Origin of the sequence: Micromonospora sp. NPDC005299, assembly GCF_042872345.1 — a bacterium.
Classification (GTDB): domain Bacteria; phylum Actinomycetota; class Actinomycetes; order Mycobacteriales; family Micromonosporaceae; genus Micromonospora.
This window is the reverse complement of record NZ_JBIAKG010000003.1, coordinates 462,473-477,417: the sequence shown is the minus strand read 5'-3', so window position 1 is coordinate 477,417 and position 14,945 is coordinate 462,473. Positions and strand designations below refer to the sequence as shown.

At 73.7% G+C, this 14,945-nt stretch carries 13 protein-coding genes; 9 read left to right on the top strand and 4 right to left on the bottom strand.

The features are described from left to right. Positions 1–22: 22 nt before the first annotated feature. Both ACFYPD_RS11685 and ACFYPD_RS11680 read right to left on the bottom strand, forming a co-directional pair. Positions 23–1,546: a PQQ-binding-like beta-propeller repeat protein gene (locus ACFYPD_RS11685; RefSeq protein ID WP_387111689.1), complete on the bottom strand. Its 1,524-nt coding sequence runs from the start codon at positions 1,544–1,546 to the stop codon at positions 23–25. A gap of 22 nt (positions 1,547–1,568) precedes the next feature. Next, positions 1,569–3,107 carry a hypothetical protein gene (locus tag ACFYPD_RS11680; protein WP_387111686.1) on the bottom strand — a complete coding sequence of 513 codons (1,539 nt, stop codon included), beginning with the start codon at positions 3,105–3,107 and terminating at the stop codon, positions 1,569–1,571. Between the two features lie 260 nt (positions 3,108–3,367). On the opposite strand from ACFYPD_RS11680, the gene ACFYPD_RS11675 reads away from it, so the two are divergent. The 3 genes from ACFYPD_RS11675 to ACFYPD_RS11665 all read left to right on the top strand — a co-directional run bounded on the left by ACFYPD_RS11675 (position 3,368) and on the right by ACFYPD_RS11665 (position 5,556). Beyond that, the gene (locus ACFYPD_RS11675) at positions 3,368–4,138 is read left to right on the top strand and encodes an SGNH/GDSL hydrolase family protein (protein ID WP_387111684.1); all 771 of its coding nucleotides are present in this window, start codon (positions 3,368–3,370) and stop codon (positions 4,136–4,138) included. Positions 4,139–4,141: 3 nt separating this feature from the next. After that, positions 4,142–4,588 carry a hypothetical protein gene (locus ACFYPD_RS11670; protein WP_387111682.1) on the top strand — a complete coding sequence of 149 codons (447 nt, stop codon included), beginning with the start codon at positions 4,142–4,144 and terminating at the stop codon, positions 4,586–4,588. A 65-nt stretch (positions 4,589–4,653) separates the two neighbouring features. Further along, positions 4,654–5,556 (top strand): sulfurtransferase, encoded by a 903-nt coding sequence (locus ACFYPD_RS11665; RefSeq protein ID WP_387111679.1) that lies wholly within the window; start codon positions 4,654–4,656, stop codon positions 5,554–5,556. On the opposite strand, the gene ACFYPD_RS11660 is transcribed toward ACFYPD_RS11665, so the two are convergent. Next, positions 5,553–6,125, bottom strand: a complete 573-nt coding sequence (locus tag ACFYPD_RS11660; RefSeq protein WP_387111677.1) for a TetR family transcriptional regulator — start codon at positions 6,123–6,125, stop codon at positions 5,553–5,555. The two genes, ACFYPD_RS11665 and ACFYPD_RS11660, sit on opposite strands and share 4 nt — an antisense overlap. Before the next feature lie 102 nt (positions 6,126–6,227). Between ACFYPD_RS11660 and ACFYPD_RS11655 the strand changes: the two genes are divergently transcribed. Continuing rightward, complete coding sequence (locus ACFYPD_RS11655; protein WP_387111675.1) at positions 6,228–7,382, top strand: FAD-dependent monooxygenase; 1,155 nt, start codon at positions 6,228–6,230, stop codon at positions 7,380–7,382. 5 nt (positions 7,383–7,387) lie between these two features. Here ACFYPD_RS11655 and ACFYPD_RS11650 read toward each other — a convergent pair whose 3' ends face one another. Continuing rightward, complete coding sequence (locus ACFYPD_RS11650) at positions 7,388–8,581, bottom strand: MFS transporter (RefSeq protein ID WP_387111672.1); 1,194 nt, start codon at positions 8,579–8,581, stop codon at positions 7,388–7,390. A 113-nt stretch (positions 8,582–8,694) separates the two neighbouring features. On the opposite strand from ACFYPD_RS11650, the gene ACFYPD_RS11645 reads away from it, so the two are divergent. From ACFYPD_RS11645 to ACFYPD_RS11625, 5 genes are all read left to right on the top strand, one after another. Next, the gene (locus ACFYPD_RS11645; protein ID WP_387111669.1) at positions 8,695–9,318 is read left to right on the top strand and encodes a TetR/AcrR family transcriptional regulator; all 624 of its coding nucleotides are present in this window, start codon (positions 8,695–8,697) and stop codon (positions 9,316–9,318) included. An 89-nt stretch (positions 9,319–9,407) separates the two neighbouring features. Continuing rightward, a complete protein-coding gene (locus ACFYPD_RS11640; protein ID WP_387111667.1) occupies positions 9,408–10,775 on the top strand; it encodes an acetyl/propionyl/methylcrotonyl-CoA carboxylase subunit alpha in 1,368 nt (455 codons plus the stop codon). 139 nt (positions 10,776–10,914) lie between these two features. Next, a complete protein-coding gene (locus ACFYPD_RS11635) occupies positions 10,915–11,835 on the top strand; it encodes a hydroxymethylglutaryl-CoA lyase (RefSeq protein WP_387111664.1) in 921 nt (306 codons plus the stop codon). A gap of 275 nt (positions 11,836–12,110) precedes the next feature. Then, positions 12,111–13,643 carry an acyl-CoA carboxylase subunit beta gene (locus tag ACFYPD_RS11630; RefSeq protein WP_387111661.1) on the top strand — a complete coding sequence of 511 codons (1,533 nt, stop codon included), beginning with the start codon at positions 12,111–12,113 and terminating at the stop codon, positions 13,641–13,643. Positions 13,644–13,725: 82 nt separating this feature from the next. After that, positions 13,726–14,874, top strand: a complete 1,149-nt coding sequence (locus ACFYPD_RS11625; RefSeq protein ID WP_387111658.1) for an acyl-CoA dehydrogenase family protein — start codon at positions 13,726–13,728, stop codon at positions 14,872–14,874. Positions 14,875–14,945 lie beyond the last annotated feature (71 nt).

Sequence of the window (14,945 nt, the reverse complement as noted above, 5' to 3'; positions counted from 1 at the left end):
GTGGTCCACCCCCTTCCCACGGTCAGCGCAGCACGGTGATGGCCCGGTCCGCCACGACGTGCTTCCAGGGCACGATCACGACGGCCCCGTCCCGCTCCATGACCTTGGCGTCCTCGCCCTCGAAGCCGGCCGACGGCGGCCCCGCGGCCACCGGGCTGACCGTGCCGGTGGCGGGATCGATGCGGACCAGTCGCGGCGGCACCTTCCGCCGGTCGCCGGTTTCCCAGGCCAGCAACCCCTGCTCGTCCCGGCGGATCAGCTCGACCTTGCTGGGGCTGTGCCCGGACGAGACCCAGCGCCGCTTCCCGGTGGCCAGGTCGATCGCGATGATCTGGTTGGCCGACCGGCCCGAGCCCGGCACGTTCTTCGGGAACGTCGGGTAGTAGAGCGTGTCGTCGTCGGCGAGGAACTGGTAGACGGCCGGCCCGTCGATCGCGTTGGACCGGTTCGGCGGCACGTCCCACAATTCGGTGCCGTCGATCGGGTCGGTGAACGACCCGGTCTCCCGGCCGGTCTTCGGGTCCCGCACCGTGTAGCTCTCGTGCCCCAGCCCGGGCAGGCTGATCAGCGGCTGCACGCTCAGCACGCCGTCGGTGACCTTCGGCTCCGGCAGCCGCTGCCGCCAGCGCACCTTGCCGGTGGCCGGGTCGAGGGCGTCCACCTCACCGCCGATGGAGCAGCCGTAGGTGACCACCACCAGTTCGCCGGCGGCCCGCATGTCCTTGAAGCCGCAGCCTCGGCCGGGCAGCAGCTTCTCCCCGGTGGTGCGCCACAACTGCTTCCCGTCGGCGAGGGAGAACCCGATCATGGTGTCGTCGGAGCGGACGATCACCTGCTGGCCGGCGACGGAGAGGTCCGGCGCGGCCAGCGCGTCCCGGCCCTCGCGCACCGGCGCCGGGAACTTCGCCTGCCAGGTCAGCTTGCCGCTGGTCAGGTCGAAACCGGCGACGGTGTTGCAGGACTCGTCGGAGCCGACCGCCACCGCGCCCCGGCCCTCGGTCACCGCCTGCGCGGCGACGCAGAGCGAGGCGCCCTCCGGCGCGGGGGCGCCCCACGCCTGCCCGCCGTCGGAGAGCCGGTAGGCGAGCAGCCCGTCCCCCTGCGCGCGGACCACTGTGTCACCGGCCAGCCAGGCGCCGAACATGTCCTGCTGGTCGTAGGTGGTCAGGCCGGTGTCCTGCCGTTCGGGGAAGTCCAGCACCCAGGCGGTCTTCAGCTCGTCGTCACCGCCCGAGCCGCCGCCGACCAGCCGGGAGACCCCCCAGGCGGTGCCGGCGCCGACGGCCAGCACGGCCACCAGCCCGCCGGCGATCAGCAGCGCCAGGCGCCCGCGCCGCTTGGGTGCCGCCGCCGGGGGCGGGGCCGCCCCCGGCCAACCCGGCGGCGGGTACGCCGGCTGACCGGCCACCGGATGCGCCGGGTGGCCGGCCTGCGGGTACGCCGGGTGGCCGGCCTGCGGGGCCGGTGGCCAGCCCGGGTGACCGCCCTGCGCCGGCGGGTACTGCGGCTGCGGTTGCGGCTGCCAGGGGGACTGCGGGTTCGTCATCGTCGCTCCTCGGGGTTCCCGCTCATCGCGCCTGCGCCCGCACGTACGCCGCCCAGCCCGTCTGGAACTGGGCCAGCGGGACGCCGAGCACCTGCCGGCTGGCCTGGTCGGCGGTGGCGCCCTGGTAGCGGGCGGTCACGAACTGGAACAGCTTCTGCTCGCCGTACTTCTCCGCGAGGTGGGTCATGGCCGCGTGCCCGAGCCAGTAGTGGAAGCTGGTCCGCCCCGAGAGGTCCCAGTCGGCGTTGCCCGGCAGCGTGCCCTCCCAGTCGCCGGAGCGGACGATCGACCGTGCCTGCGGGGTGCGGCCGCTGGACCGCAGCGGCTCACCCCGGTGGGCCAGGTACTCGGCGAAGCCCTCCACGATCCAGTTCTCGATGCCGTTGAAGAAGTCCTGCTTGTCGGCGTCCTCCAGGCTGGCGACCAGGGAGTGGCCCACCTCGTGCCGGAAGATCTCCCGGGGCCCCCGGGTGTTGCCGGCGGCGAAGAACGAGCGGTCGGCCACGTCGATCACGATCCGGCTGCCGCCGATGTCCACGCCCTGCTTCCGGTCGGCGGAGACCATGCCGATCGAGACTCCGGCCTCGGTGGTCTTCTCCTTGTTGATCCGGTAGAGCGAGCCCAGGTCCTGCTTCCCCTTGACCAGGCTGATGACGAAGCCCTTCGGGATGTCCGCGGTGACCCCGCCGGCCTGCCAGGCGGCGAAGTCGTCGGCCACCGCTGCCTCGGCGGCCGGCGCGTACCGCTTCGCCTCGGCGGCCAGCGCGGCGTCGGTGATGACCAGCGTGTGCGCGGTGCGCTCGACGTGGATCTCGCGCCACTTGTCCCAGGGGCCGGGGTAGTAGACCGTCTTCGAGTTGCCCAGCGCGGCGGGCGCCCCGGTGACCGCGGTGACCTTGAGCGGCGCGCCCTGGCTTTCCCGGATGACGGTCCAGCGGTACCACTCGGCGACCGGGGTGAGGTCGTACCCCTCGAACTGGTGCACGAAGGAGACGTCGAGCTGGAAGCTGACCCCACGGCCGAAGCTGTCGGTGGTCCGCCCCTGCTGGGCGACGGTCCGGTACTGGCCGACCGCCAGCGGCAGCCTTCCCAGGTTGGCGAAGAGCCGGGTCTGGCCGGCGACCAGGTCCTTGCTGGCCGGGTCGAAGGGGGCCAGGTAGCCCTTCAGGTCCTTGTCGGCGAGGGCCTTGCTGTGCCGGGCCAGCAGGTCGTCCAGCTCCTGCTGGGTGACGGTCACCCCGTTCGCCGCGGCGGCGGCCTTCGGGGCCGCGTCCTCGCCGCGCTTGCTCAGCCCGACGCCCACGCCGATGGCCGTGCCGGCGCAGAGGGTCAGCGCCAGCGCCCCGACGCCCAGCCCGATCCAGAGGCCGCGCCGCGACTTCGGCGGCGGCGGGGCCGGCGGGTACGGCCCGAAGCCCGGCTGCCCCGGCCCGCTCGGGTACGCCCCCGGCGGGCCGTAGCCGGGCGCGCTGGGGAAGCCCGGTGGTGCGGCCGGGTACGCCTGGCCCGCCGGGTGCGGCTGACCGTCGGCCGGGAAGGCGGCCGGGTGTCCCTGGGTCATGCGTTCCTCGTTCGCGCCGTCGCTGACCAGCCGCAGCGGCGGGCGCCTCCCACCCCCGGACCGGATGACGGGCAACATCATCCCCGGTCCGCCGGACGGATTCTGCCCCGGACCCACCAAGCGGGACATTTGTCCCGATGACTCTGCTCACGGTCGCTGTCGATGACCTCCGCCACGTCCCGCGCGGGGGCGGGCGGCGGGAGCCCGGTCGGTGCGAGACTGGCCGACGCAGCTCGGCGGGTCAGTCAGAGGGAGGCGCAGTGCGCTGGCGCAACTTCGTGGCGGTGGGCGACAGCTTCACCGAGGGTATGGACGACGCGTATCCGGACGGCACCTACCGGGGTTGGGCCGATCTGGTCGCCACCCGGCTCGCCGCCGAGGCCGGCCCCCACTTCGGGTACGCCAACCTGGCCATCCGCGGCCGGCTGTTCCCGAACATCGTGGCCGAGCAGGTGCCGGCCGCCCTGGCCATGAAGCCCGACCTGATCAGCTTCGCGGCCGGCGGCAACGACGTGCTGCGCCGTACCTTCGATCCGGACGCCTTCGTGCCGCGCTTCGACGAGGTGATCCGCCGGCTGCGCGCCGACGGCGCCGACGTGGTGCTGTTCCGGTTCGCCGACGTGATGGCCCGGCTGCCCGGCCAGCGGCTGGTGGCCCCCCGGGTGACCCTGCTCAACCGGGTGGTCGGCGAGGTCGCCGAGCGGCACGGCGCCATCCTGGTCGACCTGTACGCCGACGACACCTACCTCAACCCGCTGCTCTGGAGCACCGACCGGCTGCACCTGTCGGCGGCGGGGCACCGGCGGGTGGCCGGGCAGGTGCTCGCCGCGCTCGGCGTGGCCGGTGACGAGGAGTGGCTGATGGTGCCGCCGCACCCCGCGCCCACCCCCTGGCTGGCCGCCCGGGCCGCCGACCTGCGCTGGGCCGGCAGGCACCTGGCTCCGTGGATCAAGCGCCGGCTGACCGGCCGCTCCTCCGGCGACCTCGTCACCGCCAAGCGGCCGGTGCTCGGGCCGATCACCTTCGACTGACCGGTGCGGACCCTGCACGCCGCGTCCCTGCTGCGGCTCACCCTCGACGACGAGCCCCGGCCGGGTGACGCCGTGCTGGTGAGCGGCGACCGGGTCGAGGCCGTCGCGCCGCTGGACGAGCTGACCGGGGCGTACCCGGGGGTGCGGTTGCGGCGGTGGGCCGGCGTCCTCGGGCCGGCGCTGGTGCACGACGGGCCGCTGCCGCCCGCGCCGACCCCGCGCGAGCGGGTGCACGCGCTGTTCCGGCTCGGAGCCGCCGCGGTGCTCGCCGACCACGTCACCGACCCGGCGCTGCGGGCCGCCGCCGCGCGCAACGAGGTGGCGGTGCTCGCCGCCGCCCGGCCGCCGGCACTGGTGGTCGGCGGCCGGGCCGACCTGGCGGTGTTCGCCGCCGACGGCTCCTGCGTGGCCACGGTGGTCGCGGGGCGGCTGGTGCACCGCCGCGCCTGACCGGTGTCGCGCCACCACACGGGATGCCCGGTCGCGGCCCGGTGATCCGGCGTACCTTGGGGCTCATGCCTGTGCCGAGTGATCCGAACCCGCACCTCCAGTCATACGCCGACCCGCAGCGCCTGGTCACCACGGAGTGGCTGGCCGAGCACCTGGGCGACGAGGGTCTCGTGGTGGTCGAGTCCGACGAGGACGTGCTCCTCTACGACACCGGCCACATCCCCGGCGCTGTGAAGGTCGACTGGCACACCGAGCTGAACGACCAGGTGACCCGGGACTACCTCGACGCCAAGAGCTTCGCCGAGTTGTGCGCGGCCAAGGGCATCGGCCGCGGCGACACGGTGGTCTTTTACGGGGACAACTTCAACTGGTGGGCCGCGTACGCCCTCTGGGTGTTCGCGCTCTTCGGCCACGCCGACGTCCGGCTGCTCGACGGTGGCCGGATGAAGTGGGTGGCCGAGGGACGCGAGATGTCGAAGGACACGGTGAACCGGCCGCGTGCCGACTACCCGGTGCCGGAGCGCAACGACGCGCCGATCCGGGCGTTCCGCGACGAGGTGATGGCGCACGTGTCCGCCGGCCGACCGCTGGTCGACGTGCGGTCGTCGGGTGAGTACACCGGCGAGATGCTGCACATGGCGGCCTATCCGCAGGAGGGCGCGCTGCGCGGCGGGCACATTCCGGGCGCGGTGAGCAAGCCGTGGAAGGCCGCCGCGAACGAGGACGGCACCTTCAAGCCGGTGGAGGAGCTGCGCGCCATCTACGTCGACCAGCTCGGGCTGAGCCCGTCGGACGACGTGGTGGCCTACTGCCGGATCGGCGAGCGGTCCAGTCACACCTGGTTCGTGCTGCACCACCTGCTCGGGTTCCCGCGGGTCCGCAACTACGACGGCTCGTGGACCGAGTGGGGCAACCTGGTCCGGGCCCCCGTCGCGCGGGGCGAGGAGCCGGGCAGCTTCACCGGCTAGGCCGGTCGACCGGTCAGGTAGCGCTGGAGGGTGGGGGCGACCCAGGTGACCACGTCCTCCGGCGCCATCTCCACCACCGGCGGCAGCCGGACGATGTAGCGGGTGAAGGCCAGTCCGAGGATCTGGCTGGCCACCAGGCCGGCCCGGCGGCCGGTGGTCGCCGGGTCGGTGCCGAAGCCGGCCACGGCGGCGGCGAGCTGGTCGGCGAAGATCCGGCGCATCCGCTCAGCCGCCCCCGGGTTGGTGCTGGCGGCGCGGAGCAGCGCCGCGAGGGTCTCGTCCCCCTCCCAGCGGCTGAGGAAGTGGCGGACCAGCGTCTCGCCGATCCGGTCGGGTGGCACGGCGGCCAGGTCCGGCAGGCGCAGGTCGAACTCGGCCGCCGCAGCGAACAGCCCTTCCTTGCTGCCGTAGTAGCGCATGACCATCGACGGGTCGATGCGGGCGTCGGCGGCGATGGCCCGGATGGTGGCCCGCTCGTAGCCGTCGGCGGCGAAGCGCTCGCGGGCCGCGCGCAGGATGGCCGCCCGGGTGGCGTCGGAGCGCCGGGCGCGGGGTGCCGTGTCGGTCATGCCCACAACTGTAGGCCAACAAGCGTTGACACCGAAACCGGGACGCGCCTACCGTTGTCAACGAGTGTTGGCAAACAGTTGTTGGCAACCTGGAGGTGGGCCATGCTGCCCGAGCGCACCGACGTCCTCGTGGTGGGGGCCGGACCGACCGGCCTGGCCGCCGCCGTGACCCTGGCCGGGCACGGGGTGACCGCGACCGTGGTGGACCGGCTGCCCACTCCGCCGCTCACCTCGCGGGCGGCCGTCGTGCACGCCGGCACCCTGGAGGTGCTGGACCGGATCGGCGTCGCCGCCCCGCTGGCCGCCCGCGGGCTCCCGTCGACCCGGTTCACCGTCCGCGACCGCGACCGGGTGCTGCTCACCGTCCCCTTCGACCGGTTGCCGTCCCGCTACCCGTACGCGCTGCTGGTCTCCCAGGCCGAGACCGAGGCGGTGCTCGCCGACCGGCTCACCGCGCTCGGCGGACGGGTGCTCCGGCCGTACGAGCTGACCGGCCTCGACCTCGACGGAGCCGGCGCCGGCGCGACGTTCGCGGGCGGCGAGACGGTCCGCGCCCGCTGGGTGGTCGGCGCCGACGGCATGCGCAGCCCCGTGCGCGAGCTGGCCGGCATCGACTTCGGCGGGCCGGCCGACCCCGGCGAGTCGTTCCTGCTCGCGGACGTCCGGGTGGACAGCGCACTGCCCCGCGACCAGGTCAACCTCTTCCTGGCCCGGCAGGGTCCACTGGTCTGGGCGCCGCTGCCCGACGGCATGGTCCGGCTGGTCGCCGCGGTGGCCGACGCGCCGCGCGAGCCGGAGGCGCGGCACGTCCAGGCGCTGCTCGACGAGCGGGGGCCGGCCCGGCGCCCGGACCGGGTCACCGACGTGCGCTGGAGTTCCCGGTTCCGGATCCACCACCGGATCGCCGGCAGCTACCGGTCCGGCCCGGTGCTGCTCGCCGGGGACGCGGCGCACGTGCACAGTCCGGCCGGCGGGCAGGGGATGAACCTCGGCCTCCGCGACGCGGTCGCCCTCGGCGACACCCTCGCCGCGGTGCTCGACGGGGGTCCCGACACGCTCCTCGACGGGTACGCCGCCGCCCGCCGCCCGCTCGCCGAGGAGGTGCTCGGCTTCGCCGCCGGGCTCACCCGGCTCACCGCCGTCCCGCCGCCCGCCCGCCCGCTGCGCGACCTGCTGCTCCGGGCCGCCTCCGGGCTGCCCCCGGTCCGGCGGCGGCTCGCCGTGCGGCTGGCCGGCTTCGAGCCGAGCGGCCGCTGACCAGGTCAGGCGGTTCTGCGCAGCGTTCCCCACGCGCCGGCGGTGACCAGGGCGAACACGCCCGCCGCCGCGGCCACCACCGGGCCCACCCCGTACGCCTCCCCGGCGAACCCGGCCAGCGCCGCCCCGAGCGGTGCGGCGGCCAGGCCGACCACCCGCTGCGCCGCGCCGACCCGCCCGAGCAGTTCCGTCGGCACGTGCCCCTGCCCGTACGCCGACCAGAGGCTGTTCCAGATCGTGGTGCCGGCCGCGAACGCGGCCAGTGCCACGCCCCCGGTCAGCGGGCCACGGGCCAGGGCGAACCCGGCCAGCGCGACGGTCTGCCCGAGCAGCACCGCGCGCAGCGCGGGCAGCGTGCCGAACCGGGCCGCCACCCGCCCGGCGACCAGTGCCCCGAGCAGCCCGCCGAGCACCACTCCCGCCGCGAACAGCCCGTACGCCTGCGCCGGCACCCGCAGCGCCCCGAGCGCGTAGAGCACCAGCACGGCCATCAACCCGCTGATCGCCAGGTTCGACCCGGCCGAGGCGAGGGCGATCCCCCACAGCACCCGGTCCCGGCGCACCCACCGCATCCCGGCCCACGCCTCCCGCCACACCCCAGGCCCCGCCGGCCGGGGCGGCGCCGCCGGCAGCGGGCGGAGGACGAGGACGAGGGCAGCCGCGAGGGCGAAGGTGAGCGCGTCCACGGCGAACGGGAGCGCCGCGGCCAGGGCGAAGAGGAGGCCGGCCAGCGGGGTGCCGAGGAGCCCGCCGGCCACGGCCGTGCCGGCCTGGAGCCGGCCGTTGGCGGTGGCCAGTGCGGCCGGCGAGACCAGCGACGGGAGCAGCGCGAAGGCGGACGCGTCGAAGAGCGTGCCCAGGGTGGCGAGCAGGAACGCCGCGGCGGCCAGCGCGGCGACCCCGGCCCGGCCGGTGGCGACCAGCCCGGCCAGCGCGGCCACCACCACGGCCCGCGCCCCGTCCACCGCCGCCATCGTGCGACGCCGGTCCCACCGGTCGGCGTACGCGCCGCCGAGCAGCCCGAACAGCAGCGGCGGGAGCTGCCCGGCCACGGTCACCGCGGCGATCGCCCGGGGGTCGCGGGTGAACGCCGCGGCCAGCAGGGCCAGGGCCGGCGTACGCAGTGCGTCGCCGAACCGGGACGAGACGGCGGCGGACCAGAGCAGTCGGTAGTCGCGGCCGAGGGCGGGAGCGGTCATGCCGACGGACCCTGCGGCCTGAAGCCGGTCGAGGGTCAAGCGGCGCGGGATGTGAGGCGACCGACGGGTAACCGAGGCTCCACCAGCTTGGGTGCGCGGTCTAGGCTGGCCCGGTGGCGGTGGAACAGCAGGCGCGGGGCGCGGCGAACGGCGCGGGTGCGGGCCGGCGCCGGTCCCGGCGCGACGAGATCCTGGAGATCGCGGTCGGGCTCTTCGCGGCGCGGGGCTACCACGGGGTGTCGATGGACGACATCGGCGCCGCCGCCGGGGTCACCGGCCCGGCGCTCTACCACCACTTCGCCGGCAAGGAGGCGATGCTGGCCGCCGCGCTGATCCCGGTCAGCGAGGGGCTGCTCGCCGGCGGCCGGGAACGCGCCGCCAACCACCCCGACGACCCGCGCGGCACGCTGGAGTCGCTGATCGACTTCCACGTCGACTTCGCGCTGGCCAACCCGGCGGTGATCGCCCTGCACCTGCACGAGCTGGACCGCCTCCCGGACGAGCCGCGCCGCCGGATCCGCCGGCTCCAGCGGATGTACGTCGAGGAGTGGGTCACCGTGCTGACCGCGCTGCACCCCGGGCTGCCGGACGGCGAGGCCCGGGTGCTCGCGCACGCCGCCTTCGGCCTCATGAACTCCACCCCGTTCCTCGGCGGCGAGGTGGACCGCCGCCGCCGGGCCGAGCTGCTGCGGGGCGCGACGCTCGCCGCGCTGCTCGCCCCCACCGACCCCGCCTGACGGCAGCGGGATCCCCGGGTCGGCTCGTGGCCGACCGGTCCGCCGTGGTTACCTGACAGCGTCCCCACCCCCGGACGCTGGAGGAAAACATGATCGAGTCGCTGCTGATCGCCAACCGTGGCGAGATCGCGCGCCGGATCATCCGCACCGCGAGGAAGCTCGGGATCCGTGCGATCGCGGTGCACTCGGAGGCCGACGCCGGCCTGCCGTTCGTGACCGAAGCCGACGAGGCGGTCTGCGTCGGCCCGGCCAATCCCGCGCTCAGCTACCGCAACGTCGAGGCGATCCTCGCCGCCGCGAAGGACACCGGCGCCCAGGCCATCCACCCCGGCTACGGCTTCTTGTCGGAGAACGCGGACTTCGCCCGTACCGTCGAGGCCAGCGGCCTGATCTGGGTCGGGCCCGGCGCGGACGCGATCACCGCCATGGGTGACAAGATCAACGCTCGGAACCTCATGGCGGCGGCCGGGGTGCCGGTCGCGCCGGGCACCACCGAGCCGGCGGCCGACCTGGACGCGGCGGTCACCGCCGCCGCGGAGATCGGCTACCCGGTGATGGTCAAGGCCGCGGCCGGTGGCGGCGGCATGGGCATGGGCGTGGCCACCGACGAGGCCGCGCTGCGCACCGAGTACGACAAGGTCCGCTCGTTCGCCGAGCGGATGTTCGGCGACGGCTCCGTGCTGATCGAGCGGTACTTCCCCCGGGTACGCCACGTCGAGGTGCAGATCCTCGGCCTGGCCGACGGCCGGGTGGTGGCCCTCGGCGAGCGCGAGTGCTCGGTGCAGCGGCGCAACCAGAAGCTGGTCGAGGAGTCCCCGTCCCCGGCGGTCTCGCCCGAGCTGCGTTCGCGGTTCCTGGCGGCGGCGGTGCGGGCGGGCGAGGCGGTCAACTACCGCAACGCGGGCACGGTGGAATGCCTGTTGGTCCCGCGTCAGCGGGACTTCCAGGGCAGCAGCCCCGCGTCCGAAGAATTTTTCTTCCTGGAGATGAACACGCGGCTCCAGGTCGAGCACCCGGTCACCGAATACGTCTACGGCGTCGACCTGGTCGAGGAGCAGTTGCGGGTGGCCGCCGGCCTGGCCCCGACCTTCGACCCGGACGCGCTCGCGCCGCGCGGGCACGCCATCGAGCTGCGGATCAACGCCGAGGACCCGAAGCGCTTCCTGCCCGGCCCGGGCGCGATCACCACCTGGAACGAGCCGTCCGGCGAGGGCGTACGCGTCGACTCCGGCTACGTCGCCGGCAACACGGTGACCCCGTTCTACGACAGCCTGATGGCCAAGCTGATCGTCAGCGGCGCCACCCGGGACGAGGCGGTCGCGCGGGCGAGGGCCGCGGTGGCCCAGTTCGAGATCACCGGTCCGAAGAACAACCTGCCCTTCTTCGCCGAGCTGCTGGAGAACCCGGAGTTCCTCTCCGGCGACTACGACACCGGCATCGTCTCCCGCATGCGCTGACCCGCCGTGGTTGATCATGAAGTTGGCGGCAGATCCTGCCCGTTTTGTCGCCGCTAACTTCATGATCACCCGCGCGGGAAGGCGGGGTGGGATGCTGGAAGGACTCATCACGTAACACCGTCACAGTGAGGTGACCCCTATGGCGGAACTGCCGGACTTCGTCTCCATCCGGGAGGTCGGGCCGCGGGACGGGCTCCAGAACGAGGAGCCGATCCCCACCGACGCCAAGGTGCGGCTGCTCGACGCGCTCTCCGGCACCGGCGTGCGGCGGATCGAGGCCGTCTCCTTCGTGCATCCCAAGGCGATCCCGCAGATGGCCGACGCCGACGAGGTGTGGCAGCGGGCCGCGAAGGTCGACGGGGTGCACTACTCCGCGCTGGTGCCGAACACGCGGGGCGCGCAGCGCGCCCTCGCCGCCGGCTTCACCGAGATCGAGGTGGTGGTGTCGGCCAGCGACACCCACAACAGGCGCAACGTCAACCGGTCCACCGAGGAGTCGCTCGACGACATCGCCGAGCTGATCGACCTGCTGCACGGCGCGGGCGCGACCGCCGAGGTGATCGTGGCGACCAGCTTCGGCTGCCCGTACGAGGGGGACGTCGACCCGAAGCGGGTGGCCGGCATCGTCGACCGGGTGGTCCGGGACGGCGCCGACCGCGTGGCCTTCGGCGACACCACCGGCATGGGTACGCCCCGGCGCGTCCGCGAGCTGGTCACCGCGGTTCGCGACCGCAACGCCCACGTGCCGGTGCTGCTGCACTTCCACAACACCCGGGGCACCGCGCTGGCCAACATGCTCACCGCCATGGAGCTGGGCATCACCGAGTTCGACGCGAGCGTGGGCGGCCTCGGCGGCTGCCCGTACGCCCCGGGCGCCAGCGGCAACCTGGCCACCGAGGAGGCCGTGCACATGCTGCACGACATGGGCATCGACACCGGCATCGACCTGGCCGCCCTGATCGAGGCGGCCGAGCTGGCCGAGCACCTGGTCGGCAAGAAGCTCCCGTCCGGCGTCCTCCGCGCCGGCCCCCGCACCCGCCTCACCCCGACCCCCTCCTGACCGACCCCTTCCTGATCGACCCCTTCCTGACCGACCCACGCCGGGCCGCGCCCCGCCCCCGGTCAGGAGCGTTGATCATGAAGTTATTGCCACGACACGCCGCGGCGGAGGGCAATAACTTCATGATCATCGGGGCGGCGGTTGGGGCGGCCGGTCGGGGCGGCAGGGTGTGGCCGGGCGGGCAGGTCGCCGGAGGGGGCGGGAATGCGCTAGCCTAACGATCGTTCAGGTCGGTCGGCGCGCTCACGAGGCGGCCGGTGGCAATGGGAGTCGGCGTGACGCTCGACGGTGAGGCTCTGGAGCAGCTGCGCAAGCGCGCCAAGGCCGGCGGTGCGGACAAGTACCACGCGGCGAACGCCGCCAAGGGCAAGCTCTTCGCTCGCGAGCGGGTCGCGTACCTGGTCGACGAGGGTTCCTTCGTCGAGGACGGGCTCTACGCCAACGCGATGGCCGAGGGGCTTCCCGCCGACGGCGTCGTCACCGGCACGGCCACCATCGACGGCCGCCCGGTCTGCCTGATGGCGAACGACTCCACGGTGAAGGCCGGCAGTTGGGGCGCCCGGACCGTCGAGAAGATCATCCGGATCATCGAGCGGGCCTACTCGACCAGCGTGCCGATGGTCTACCTGGTCGACTCGGCCGGGGCCCGGATCACCGACCAGGTCGACCTCTTCCCCGGCCGGCGGGGCGCCGGCAAGATCTTCTGGAACCAGGTCCGCGCCTCGGGCGCGATCCCGCAGGTCTGTGCCCTGTTCGGGCCGAGCGCGGCGGGCGGGGCCTACATCCCGGCGTTCTGCGACGTGGTCGCCATGGTCGAGGGCAACGCCAGCATGTACCTCGGCTCCGACCGGATGGTCGAGATGGTCACCGGCGAGAAGACCACGCTGGAGGCGATGGGCGGGGCCAAGGTGCACTGCGCCGAGTCCGGCGTCGGGCACTTCCTCTGCAAGACCGAGGCCGAGGCGCTCGACGTGGTCAAGCGCTACCTGTCGTACCTGCCGACCAACTGGACCCAGGTCCCGCCGGCCGTCGAGGCGACGCCGACGCCGGAGAAGGCCGACCTGGCCGCGCTGGTCCCGGCCAGCGAGCGGCAGGCGTTCGACATGCGCCGCTACGTCAAGGGCCTGCTCGACGAGGGCAGCTTCTTCGAGATCCAGGCGCTCTGGGCCAAGGAGCTGACCATCGGCTTCGGCCGGCTGAACGGCGAGGTCGTCGGCGTGGTCGGCAACAACTCGATGTTCAAGGGCGGTGTGCTCTTCGTCGACTCGGCCGACAAGGCGACCCGGTTCGTGCAGCTCTGCGACGCGTTCAACGTGCCGCTGCTGTTCCTCAGCGACGTGCCCGGGTTCATGGTCGGCAGCGCCGTGGAGAAGCAGGGCATCATCCGGCACGGCGCCAAGATGATCACCGCGATCTCCGAGGCGACCGTACCCAAGATCTGCGTGGTGGTCCGCAAGGCGTACGGCGCGGGCCTCTACGCGATGGCCGGCCCCGGTTTCGAGCCGGACGCCACGATCGCGCTGCCCACCGCGAAGATCGCGGTGATGGGGGCGGAGGCCGCGGTCAACGCCGTCTACGCCAACAAGATCGCCGCGATCGAGGACGAGGCCGAGCGGGCCGCGTTCGTCGCCGCGAAGCGCGAGGAGTACGAGCGCGACATCGACATCGTCCGGCTCGCCAGCGAGCTGGTGGTGGACGCCATTGTCGAGCCGCACGAGCTGCGCGCCGAACTGGTCCGCCGGTTCGCCGCCGCGCGCGGCAAGGAGCGGCACTTCGCGAAGCGCCGGCACGGCGTCACCCCGGTCTGACCCACCCCGACCCGCACCACCCGACCCGGCGCCACGAGCGCCCGGCGGCCCGTCCACAACGGCGTCCCATCAGGAGGATCAGATGGACTTCCGGCTCAGCGAGGAACAAGAGGCGCTGCGGGAGAGCGTGCGGGACTTCGCCCGCGAGGTGGTCGCCCCGGCCATCGCCGAGCACTACGAGCAGCACACCTTCCCGTACGAGATCATCCGCCAGATGGGCAAGATGGGCCTGTTCGGTCTGCCCTTCTCCGAGGAGCACGGCGGCATGGGCGGCGACTACTTCGCGCTCTGCCTGGCCCTGGAGGAGCTGGCCCGGGTCGACTCCAGCGTGGCCATCACCCTGGAGGCGGCAGTCTCCCTCGGCGCGATGCCGATCTACCGGTTCGGCACCGACGAGCAGAAGGCCCGGTGGCTGCCGAAGCTGCTCAGCGGCGAGGCCCTCGCGGGCTTCGGGCTCACCGAGCCGGGCACCGGCTCGGACGCGGGCGGCACGCAGACGAGGGCGGTCCTGGACGGCGACGAGTGGGTGATCAACGGCTCGAAGGCGTTCATCACCAACTCCGGCACCGACATCACGTCGCTGGTCACGGTCACCGCGGTAACCGGCACCAAGCCGGACGGCTCGAAGGAGCTGTCCACCATCATCGTCCCGTCCGGGACGCCGGGCTTCAACGTCGCGCCCGGCTACTCCAAGGTCGGCTGGACCGCCTCGGACACGCACGAGCTGACCTTCGACAACTGCCGGGTGCCGGCGGGGAACCTGCTCGGCGAGCGCGGCCGGGGCTTCGCCCAGTTCCTGCGCATCCTCGACGAGGGGCGGATCGCCATCGCGGCCCTGGCCGTCGGCCTCGCCCAGGGCTGCGTCGACGAGTCGCTCAGGTACGCGAAGGAGCGCGAGGCGTTCGGCCAGCCGATCGGCGCGTACCAGGCGATCCAGTTCAAGATCGCCGACATGGAGATGAAGGCGCACACCGCCCGGCTCGCCTACTACGACGCGGCCGCCCGGATGCTTGCCGGAGAGCCGTTCAAGCGGCAGGCGGCCATCGCCAAGCTGCACGCCAGCACCATCGCGGTGGACAACGCCCGCGAGGCCACCCAGATCCACGGCGGCTACGGCTTCATGAACGAGTACCCGGTGGCCCGCTTCTGGCGCGACTCCAAGATCCTGGAGATCGGCGAGGGCACCAGCGAGGTGCAGCGCATGATCATCGCCCGCGATCTCGGCATGTGAGCGGCGCCCGCCCGGGCCGGTCGGACCTGGGCGGGTTCACCGTCTGTCGGATATCGGCAGTGGACGGTCGG

What these genes read in the sequence shown, in the direction of transcription:
- ACFYPD_RS11655 (WP_387111675.1), top strand. Translation starts at nt 6,228, where the DNA reads ATGCTGCCCGAGCGCACCGACGTCCTCGTGGTGGGGGCCGGACCGACC.
- ACFYPD_RS11685 (WP_387111689.1), bottom strand. Translation starts at nt 1,546, where the DNA reads ATGACGAACCCGCAGTCCCCCTGGCAGCCGCAACCGCAGCCGCAGTAC.
- ACFYPD_RS11640 (WP_387111667.1), top strand. Translation starts at nt 9,408, where the DNA reads ATGATCGAGTCGCTGCTGATCGCCAACCGTGGCGAGATCGCGCGCCGG.
- ACFYPD_RS11680 (WP_387111686.1), bottom strand. Translation starts at nt 3,107, where the DNA reads ATGACCCAGGGACACCCGGCCGCCTTCCCGGCCGACGGTCAGCCGCAC.
- ACFYPD_RS11650 (WP_387111672.1), bottom strand. Translation starts at nt 8,581, where the DNA reads ATGACCGCTCCCGCCCTCGGCCGCGACTACCGACTGCTCTGGTCCGCC.
- ACFYPD_RS11635 (WP_387111664.1), top strand. Translation starts at nt 10,915, where the DNA reads ATGGCGGAACTGCCGGACTTCGTCTCCATCCGGGAGGTCGGGCCGCGG.
- ACFYPD_RS11665 (WP_387111679.1), top strand. Translation starts at nt 4,654, where the DNA reads ATGCCTGTGCCGAGTGATCCGAACCCGCACCTCCAGTCATACGCCGAC.
- ACFYPD_RS11625 (WP_387111658.1), top strand. Translation starts at nt 13,726, where the DNA reads ATGGACTTCCGGCTCAGCGAGGAACAAGAGGCGCTGCGGGAGAGCGTG.
- ACFYPD_RS11660 (WP_387111677.1), bottom strand. Translation starts at nt 6,125, where the DNA reads ATGACCGACACGGCACCCCGCGCCCGGCGCTCCGACGCCACCCGGGCG.